8 protein-coding genes are annotated in these 9,028 nt (G+C 27.4%); all 8 read right to left on the reverse strand.

Features of this window, described 5'->3' with window-relative positions:
• Window positions 1–121 precede the first annotated feature (121 nt).
• The 8 genes from pgsA to G3997_RS07240 all read right to left on the reverse strand — a co-directional run bounded on the left by pgsA (window position 122) and on the right by G3997_RS07240 (window position 8,838).
• Window positions 122–664 (reverse strand): CDP-diacylglycerol--glycerol-3-phosphate 3-phosphatidyltransferase, encoded by a 543-nt coding sequence (gene pgsA / locus G3997_RS07205; RefSeq protein WP_296644903.1) that lies wholly within the window; start codon window positions 662–664, stop codon window positions 122–124.
• Entirely contained in the window at window positions 651–1,985 is a 1,335-nt protein-coding gene (rimO, locus tag G3997_RS07210; protein WP_296644904.1) for a 30S ribosomal protein S12 methylthiotransferase RimO, read from the reverse strand. Before rimO ends, pgsA begins: the two co-directional genes overlap by 14 nt.
• Complete coding sequence (mnmH, locus tag G3997_RS07215; RefSeq protein ID WP_296644905.1) at window positions 1,979–3,037, reverse strand: tRNA 2-selenouridine(34) synthase MnmH; 1,059 nt, start codon at window positions 3,035–3,037, stop codon at window positions 1,979–1,981. Before mnmH ends, rimO begins: the two co-directional genes overlap by 7 nt.
• A 3-nt stretch (window positions 3,038–3,040) precedes the next feature.
• The gene (locus tag G3997_RS07220; RefSeq protein WP_296644907.1) at window positions 3,041–5,440 is read right to left on the reverse strand and encodes an FtsK/SpoIIIE family DNA translocase; all 2,400 of its coding nucleotides are present in this window, start codon (window positions 5,438–5,440) and stop codon (window positions 3,041–3,043) included.
• 136 nt (window positions 5,441–5,576) lie between these two features.
• Complete coding sequence (locus G3997_RS07225) at window positions 5,577–6,344, reverse strand: ClpP family protease (RefSeq protein WP_296644910.1); 768 nt, start codon at window positions 6,342–6,344, stop codon at window positions 5,577–5,579.
• Between the two features lie 127 nt (window positions 6,345–6,471).
• Window positions 6,472–6,717 (reverse strand): YlmC/YmxH family sporulation protein, encoded by a 246-nt coding sequence (locus G3997_RS07230; RefSeq protein ID WP_296644911.1) that lies wholly within the window; start codon window positions 6,715–6,717, stop codon window positions 6,472–6,474.
• Between the two features lie 20 nt (window positions 6,718–6,737).
• The gene (locus G3997_RS07235; protein WP_296644912.1) at window positions 6,738–7,979 is read right to left on the reverse strand and encodes a M16 family metallopeptidase; all 1,242 of its coding nucleotides are present in this window, start codon (window positions 7,977–7,979) and stop codon (window positions 6,738–6,740) included.
• Window positions 7,980–8,097: 118 nt separating this feature from the next.
• Window positions 8,098–8,838, reverse strand: coding sequence for a polysaccharide deacetylase family protein (locus G3997_RS07240; RefSeq protein ID WP_296644916.1), 741 nt, complete (start codon window positions 8,836–8,838; stop codon window positions 8,098–8,100).
• Window positions 8,839–9,028 lie beyond the last annotated feature (190 nt).

Below are 9,028 nucleotides of genomic sequence, written 5' to 3' on the forward strand. Positions count from 1 at the left end.
TATTTATTATATATTTGTAGTAATTTAATTTACACTTTTATAATAATATTTTTATTAAATATAAAAGAGTTATCATAAGAATATTTAATTTTTATATATTCTTAAAGATAACTCTTTTATATTATTTACTTTCCATAAATAGGTTTTTATTTTTATATAAATATTCCCATCCTGAGTATAACGTCAGTAATGTTGCTATTAATATTGCTATATTACCTATACTTAATAATATAGAACTATCAAATTGTCTACCTAAAAGTAATAATGGTATTGCTATCATTTGACTTATAGTCTTTAATTTACCTCCACCACTAGCTGCTATTACCTTTCCATCAGCTGCAGCTATTGCTCTTAGTATACTTACCGTAAGTTCTCTTGCAACTATTATGATAACCATCCATCCAGGAACTAATCCTACTTCTATCATGCATATAAGTGCTGATATTACTAGTAGTTTATCTGCTAGTGGATCCATAAATTTACCAAAGTCAGTAACTAAGTTGTGCTTTCTAGCAATATGTCCATCCATTGCATCAGTTATTGACGCAACTATAAATATTACACATGCTATTAAATATTTACTTGGTATGTTAAATAACATTACAAGTATAAATACTGGAATTAAAAATATCCTAAATAAAGTTAGTTTATTAGGCAAGTTCATTAACTATATCCCCCATTAAATCATATTCTAATGCACTAGTTATTTTTACATTTATGAAGTCACCTATGTTTAATTGCTTTTCAGATTTAACATATACTATACTGTCTATTTCTTCTGCATCGCCTTGAGTTCTACCTATATATACTTTGTCTTCTATTTGTTCTTCTACTAAAACTTCGTATATATTTCCTACTTTAGCTGCATTTAATTCTTCTGATATACTTTGTTGAACTAACATTAAAGCATCTCTTCTTTCATTTTTAACTTCTTCTTCTAGATGATTTGGAAGTCTATCAGCTGCTGTATCTTCTTCTCTAGAATAAGAGAATGCTCCAAGTCTATCAAACTTAGCTATTTTTACAAATTCAACTAATTCATTGAAATCTTCTTCAGTTTCTCCTGGGAATCCTACTATTATAGTAGTTCTTAATGTAGCATCAGGTATATGCTTTCTTATCATATTTATAGTTGATAATATATTCTCTTTTGTAGTGTGTCTATTCATTAATTTTAATATCTTATTGCTTGCATGTTGTATTGGCATATCGAAGTAGTTACATATGTTATCGTATTTCTTAATAACTTTAACTAGTTCTTCTGTTATCGATTCTGGATATGAGTACATTATTCTTATCCACTTTATTCCTTCTATTTGTGCAAGTTCTTCTAATAATTCTGAAAGCTTCTCTTTTCCATATAAATCACAACCATATTTAGTAGTATCTTGCGCTATAACAACTAATTCTTTAACACCTTTTGATGCTAAGTCCTTAGCTTCAGCTATTATATCTTCCATTTTTCTACTTCTATATTTACCTCTTAACTTAGGTATTATACAGTAAGTACATTTATTATCGCATCCTTCTCCTATTTTTAAATAAGCCATATGGTCTGGAGTTGATATATATCTTGGTAAATCTTCATTATAAGCAAATTCTATATCATTAAGGCTTACTATATGATTTTCCTTTTCAAGATTAGCTATTATTTCATCTATTTGCTGGTAACTTCCTGTACCTACTATAGCATCTATTTCTGGTATCTCTTGCTTTAATTCTTCTGAGTATCTTTGTGCTAAACATCCTGTAACTATAAGTAATTTTAAATTAGCTGTCTCCTTTAATTGTGCTAATTCTAATATAGTTTGTATAGATTCTTGCTTTGCTGACTCTATAAATCCACAAGTATTTACTAGTATTATATCTGCTTCTTCAAAATCTCCTACTAATTTATATCCTTTTTTATTAAGTATTCCCATCATTATTTCTGCATCTACTAAGTTTTTAGAACATCCTAATGATTCTAATGCTATTTTTAACATTTTATTGCTCCTTCCATTGCTGATTTATGAAATTTTATAACTTCTTCTACTGCGATGTCAATATTATCAAAGTTTATAACTTCATTATATTTATATTTCTCAACTGAATGCATATATAATGGGTCATAATACTCTACTAAGTACTTTTCTACTAGTTCTTCATATTTTCCTTCTTCTAATAGATTCATATACTCATCAACTTTATTATGACCTAGTCTTTTTCTAAATTTATTTATGCAGTCTTTTAATACTTCTATATTATCTTGATCTTTATCATAAACATAATCTCTACAAAGTCTTTTCACTCTATTTTCTAAACTACATTCAAGTAGTATATGATATCCATCTCTAACTATAGCATCATAGATGTTATTTGGTATCAATACATGACCTACTCTTTTACTTTCGCTTTCTATAAATATATAGTTACTATTTGAATAGAATATTTTCTCAAATATTTTAGACTCAAAATTTTTCTGAGTTGGTGGTTTTTTATCATGTGTTATAAAACCAAATGTAGATCCACTATTTTTAGCTATACCTTCAAGATCTATATTATCTACACCTTTTTCTTCTAGTATATTTAATAAGTCAGTTTTACCAACACCTGTTAATCCATGAACTACTATAAAGTTTTTAGTATCCATAATTTTATCTAAGTAATCTATCACATAATTTCTATATGATTTATATCCACCTTCTAACTTATATATATTAAGTCCCAGTGAATCAAATAAATTGCATACAGAACCACTTCTCATTCCACCTCTAGCACAATATATTACTATATTATCATATTCACTTGCAAGAGTTGTGACTTGTAGGTACATATCTTTTAATTTATATCCTACAAAATCAAATCCCTTTTGTATTGCTTCATGCTTTCCTTGCATTTTATATATTGTACCGACTTCACAGTGTTCATGATCTTTAAATAAAGGCATACTAAATGCATCTAATATATGATCTTCTTTATATTCTGATTCAGTTCTTACATCTATAAATATACTATTTTTTAACTTTAATGCATCTTCTATATTTATCGTCTTCAAATTTTATTCACCTTCTAAATTTTGTAAATCTTGTTTACTCATTAATACTTTTCTTGGCTTACTGCCTTCATTAGGTCCTACTATTCCTCTTTCCTCCATAGAATCTATAAGTCTTGCCGCTCTATTAAATCCAATTTTAAACTTTCTTTGAAGCATAGATGCAGATCCTTGACCACTTTGAACAACAAATTCAATAGCTTCACTTAAAAGGTCATCTTCATCACTTGACTTTTCCATGTTAACTTTAGATATTGTATCCATTATATTTTCTTCATATTTTACTTCTTCTTTAACTTGAGCTTTAACAAAATCTATAATATTTTGTGATTCATTTTCTGATATAAATGCTCCTTGAATTCTTACAGGCTTTGAAGCTCCTAGTGGATAGAATAACATATCTCCTTTTCCAAGTAATTTTTCAGCTCCACCCATATCAAGTATTGTTCTAGAATCTGTTTGCGATGAAACAGCAAAAGCTATCCTTGAAGGTATATTTGCCTTTATAACTCCTGTTATAACATCAACAGATGGTCTTTGAGTTGCTACTATTAAATGCATACCAGCAGCTCTTGCCATTTGAGCTAATCTACAAATATAATCTTCTACATCATTAGCACTTGCCATCATAAGGTCTGCAAGCTCATCTATTATTATAACTATCTTTGGAAGTTTTTCTTCACACTTTTCATTGTAACTTGTAATATCTTTTACTCCATTTTCAGCAAACATTTTATATCTCTTATTCATTTCAACAACTGCCCAATTAAGTGCATTAGCAGCTTTTTTAGGATCAGTTACAACTGGTATTAATAAATGTGGAATACCATTATAGTTTGCAAGTTCAACAACCTTAGGATCTATTAAAAGTAATTTTACTTCATCTGGTTTTGCTTTATATAGTATACTACTAATTAATGTATTTACACAAACACTCTTACCTGAACCAGTTGATCCTGCTATAAGTAAGTGTGGCATTTTACCTATATCTCCAATTATAGGTTTACCACTTATATCTTTTCCAAGTGCCATAGCTAAAGGCGAATCAAACTTTTTAAACTCTTCGCTTTCAAATACATCTCTAAGTCCAACCATTAAAGGTGTTTCATTTGGTACCTCTATACCTATAGCACTTTTACCAGGTATAGGTGCTTCCATTCTTATACTTTTTGCAGCTAAGCTTAATGCTATATCATCTGTTAAGTTAACTATTTTACTAACCTTAACTCCTGGACTTGGCTGTATCTCATATCTTGTTATAGTAGGCCCTACTGTTACTTGATTTACTTTTGCCTCTACCCCAAAATCAGATAAGGTCTTTTCTAATAATGAGGCATTTTTTAATACCTTCTTCTTACTATTATCATCATTCTTCTTATCTATCTTATTTAATAAATTAACATGTGGCATTTTATAATTATCGTAATTTGCCTCTTGTTTTATACTTATTGTTTGAGTTTTTTCACTATCATAAGTTTTAGATGTCTTTATAGGTTGTTCTCTAACATCTTCATATACATCATTATTTATATTTTGTTTATTTGTATTTTGAAGTTCCTTTAATACATCAAGTTCTGACATACTTTGAGTTCCCTCTAATATTTCTAAATAGTCATCTTCAGCTTTATTAAATCCAACAATTTTTATAGTTTTATCTTCTACTTCATCAAAGTCATCTTCTATAACTTCTTCTTTTTGTTTACCTTTTTTCTTATCTTTTTTTAATGGATTTTGTTTTTTGACCATAGTTTCATCATCCACTTCATCTGTAACCATTTCTATTACAGATTGTTTCATATTGTCCATTCTTTCCTTCATAGTTAAATTACTATTTTTTATTCCATTTGATTTAGCTTTTATATTTGATAATAAATCTTTTATAGAGATTTTAAATACAAACATGATACCTGCTATAAGTGCAAATATACTTATTAACCATCCTCCAGTTATACCAAATGCTTTACTTATATAGTAAGTTATAGTTGTTGCAATTAAGCCACTTCCACTACCATCAATTCCCATTTGTACCACTGACTTAAACATTTCATCACTTAGTGGGCTTTCAACAGGAAGAGCTCTAGCATTTAATAAACCATAGAATATAAATATAAATACTATTGTAAAGTAATACATTTTAGTATTTTTTATTCTATATATGTATTCGTTTCCATCAAAGAAACCTAGTATCCCCGTAGCAACTATTATAAATGGCATAAAAATAGACAGACCTCCAAATAAGCCTTTAAAAATAGTTTGCATTACATTACCTACAAATCCCATAGAATTCGAATTTAAACTATATAATAAAAATATACCTATGAATACGGTAACTAAATTATGATACTCATTATTAAATTCTAAACTCTTATTTTTATTTTTACTTTTAGAATTTTTTTTCTTTGCCAACAATCTCACCTCTTTTATTTTTATAATATTATGAATTTATTATATCCTAATCATAGCAAAAAGTGTTAATGCATAAACACTAACACTTTAAGTAGATTCCTTAATTATATCATATATTATATATTTAAAACAAATCTTATTTATCAGTATCTTCTTTTATAAGTTCTCTAAGCTTTTTCATGGCTTCTTTTAATCCACCAACTTCATTTATAAGACCACATTCTACTGCTTCTTTTCCTATTAATACACTGCCTACATCACTTACTAAGTCCTCTTTTGAGTGCATTATTTTTTCAAGTTCACTTCTTTCTATATTAGATGTTCTTATTATAAATTGAGTTATTCTTTCTTGCATTTTTTTAAAGTATTCAAAAGTTTCATTAACTCCTATAACAAGTCCATTAGTTCTTATAGGGTGAACTACCATAGTTGCAGTAGGAGCTATAAATGAATAGTCTCCTGCTGTTGCAAGAGGTACTCCTATACTATGACTTCCACCTAAAACAAGTGTAACTACTTTTTTAGATATACTATTTATAAGTTCTGCCATTGCAAGCCCTGCTTCAACATCTCCACCTACAGTATTTAGTATTATAAGAACTCCTTTTATATCTTCATTTTCTTCTATCGAATATAGCATAGGTATTATATGCTCATATTTAGTTGCTTTTTTTTGTGGATTCCCTATGTAATGTCCTTCTATTTCCCCTATTATTGTTATGCATTGTATTTCTTTTTTAGTTTGTTGTGGCATATTTGGTACGCCCATTTTTTTTATATCTTGAATATCATCATTTTCTTTATCATCATTTTCAGATTCACTTTTTAATTCTATTTTATTTTTATCATCTTTTTTAGAAAATTCTATATAACTTGAATTTATATCATCTTGATAGTATCTCATAATTAAACTCCTTTCAAARKRTAMAAAAAAAATTCACCTAGTAAGATTTATCAACTTCTCTTTCTAAGCGAATTATTAATTATATATCAACTCAAGTTTTATTTATCTTTTTCAATCTACTAATATATTAATAAACACCATCATACTCTATTATTATCATATCATTTCCTATTTTTCTAACACTTCTCCACGGAACTTCAAGAACTGACTTATCCTTTTTTATTCCAAAAAAACCTCTTTCTCTTGGTATTAAAAGTGCTAATATTTCTCCACTTACTTCATCTAATATAAGATCACATTCTCCAACTACTCCTAATCTTTCACCTGTTACAAGATTTACAATTTCCTTTCCTGCTATTTCAGATAAATTCATGTTTATCCCCCTACCTTATCCTATAATTTAATTTGTTCTACATCTCTTCCTACTATACATACACCAAGTTTATCTAAATTAAAGATTTTATCTATAACTTTTTCTACTGTTTCTTTATCTACATTGTCTATTGATTTTAATATACTATCAGTTGACTCTACTTTATTATTTAGAAGTAGAGACCTTCCTATAGACATCATTCTACTACTTGTACTTTCAAGGCCTAATATATAACTTCCTTTTAATTGTTCTTTACTTTCACTTATTTCTTTATCTGTTAAATAATTTTCTTTTATAATTTTTATCTCTTCTATAACAGAATCATAAACTTCTTGTAAGTGCTCATTACTCATACTTGCAAATATGCCTAACTCTCCACATTTTCTATATAAACTTTGAGAAGAGTATATAGAATACACTAATCCTTTTTCTTCTCTTATTTTTTGGAATAGTCTAGAGCTTATACTTCCTCCAAAAACTGTATTTATAACTGCTAATGCATATACTTCTTCATCATTTTCAAGTGGTACAGCTTCTAAACTCATAGCTAAATTTACTTGCTCTATATCCTTATTCTTACTTAAAAAACAACTTTTAAACTCCGCTTTTTTAAGTTCTACATTAACTTCTCTTCTTTCCCAGTATTTGAACTTTTTCTCTATCTTTTTTACTATTTCATCAAAATTAAAATTACCTGATATAGCTATTACTGAATTATTAGGAACATAATATTTATTAAAATAATTTAGTAACTCATTTCTATCTAAGTTTTTTAATGACTCCTCAGTCCCTATTATATTCATACCTAGTGAATCACCTTTATATATATTTTCAGTTAATAAATCATAAACAAGGTCTTCAGGTGAATCTTCATACATTTTTAATTCTTCAATTATTACAGACCTTTCTTTATTTATATCATCTTCATTAAACTTTGAATTAAGTATCATATCACTAAGTACATCTATACCTATATCTATATGAGAATCTAATAGTTTTACATAATAGCATGTACACTCTTTACTTGTAAATGCATTTATCTGCCCACCTAAATTATCTATTTCACTAGCTAGATCCTTAGATGTTCTATTTTTAGTTCCTTTAAATAGCATATGTTCTATAAAATGAGAAACTCCACTTATTCTTTCATTTTCTATTCTAGAACCTGCATTTATCCATATTCCTAAAGATATTGATTTTACATATGGTATTTCTTCACCTATTATAGTTAATCCATTTTCTAATACATGTTTTTTATACATATTCATCCTCCACTATCTATTTTTTACTCTATATTWWATTTGATGTTCAAGCAAAGATTAATAGTCTTTATTACATGTATTAAATTATAGTTTAGTGCATTAACTTAATCAACTTTATTTAAAATATATTACTAAGCATACCTGGTTTCAATCCCTTATCTCTTATAATTTGAATTATATCATCTAAACATTGAGTAGTTGCATATGTTGGATGCATAAGAACTATACTACCATCCTTTATTTCTTTTTTCTTTACTCTTTCTATTATAACTTCTGGTTCTTTTCTATTATTCCAATCTATCGTATCAACATCCCATTTTATACTTGTATATCCTAATTCATTTGCAGCTTTCATAGTTCCTTCACCAAAAGAACCTGCTGGTGCTTGAAAGAACTTAGTTTCTTCTTGTATTATATCCTCTATTATTTTTTTAGAAGTTTTTATCTGTTCTAAATTTTCTTCATATGAAAGCTTAGCGTAATCTAAATGTCTATGGCCATGATTTCCTATTTCATGACCTTCACTCTTAAGTTTTAGTAACATTTCTTGGTTTTTTTCTGCCCATCTACCAGTTACATTAAACGTAATTTTAACATCCTCTTTTTTTAATACATCAAGTATACCCTGTACATATTCAGTCTCCCAACCTAAATCTACATTACAAGTTAATGCAACGTATCCACTGTTTTGTTTTGTACCTTGAGTATACGGAATATTTGCTTGGTCAAACAATTCAAATGTAGGTTTAATATTTTTATTTATCATAAAAAATATCGTACCTGATAAAAATGCAACTACTACTAATGCCCACATAATGATTTTTTTCAGTTTATTTTTGTTAAGTACCATCATTATCATTAAGGTTTCCTCCTACTATGTATTATTACTTATTTATAAATACTATTATTAATTTAGGACAAATATGCAAAAAAGTAGTTACTAGTGGATACTTTAAGTAAATTTATTTTGTTCAAATGTGTTTTTAGTATAATATATATTTTTTAATTATTTTAATAAAGCTATATAATTACTAATAAAACTAAATTTA

The organism is Romboutsia sp. 13368, from assembly GCF_018336475.1.
Taxonomy (GTDB): domain Bacteria; phylum Bacillota; class Clostridia; order Peptostreptococcales; family Peptostreptococcaceae; genus Romboutsia.

Excerpts from the sequence above, each read along its gene's own strand:
- G3997_RS07225 (WP_296644910.1), bottom strand. The coding sequence starts at position 6,344 with ATGAGATACTATCAAGATGATATAAATTCAAGTTATATAGAATTTTCT.
- pgsA (WP_296644903.1), bottom strand. The coding sequence starts at position 664 with ATGAACTTGCCTAATAAACTAACTTTATTTAGGATATTTTTAATTCCA.
- G3997_RS07230 (WP_296644911.1), bottom strand. The coding sequence starts at position 6,717 with ATGAATTTATCTGAAATAGCAGGAAAGGAAATTGTAAATCTTGTAACA.
- G3997_RS07240 (WP_296644916.1), bottom strand. The coding sequence starts at position 8,838 with ATGATAATGATGGTACTTAACAAAAATAAACTGAAAAAAATCATTATG.
- G3997_RS07235 (WP_296644912.1), bottom strand. The coding sequence starts at position 7,979 with ATGTATAAAAAACATGTATTAGAAAATGGATTAACTATAATAGGTGAA.
- rimO (WP_296644904.1), bottom strand. The coding sequence starts at position 1,985 with ATGTTAAAAATAGCATTAGAATCATTAGGATGTTCTAAAAACTTAGTA.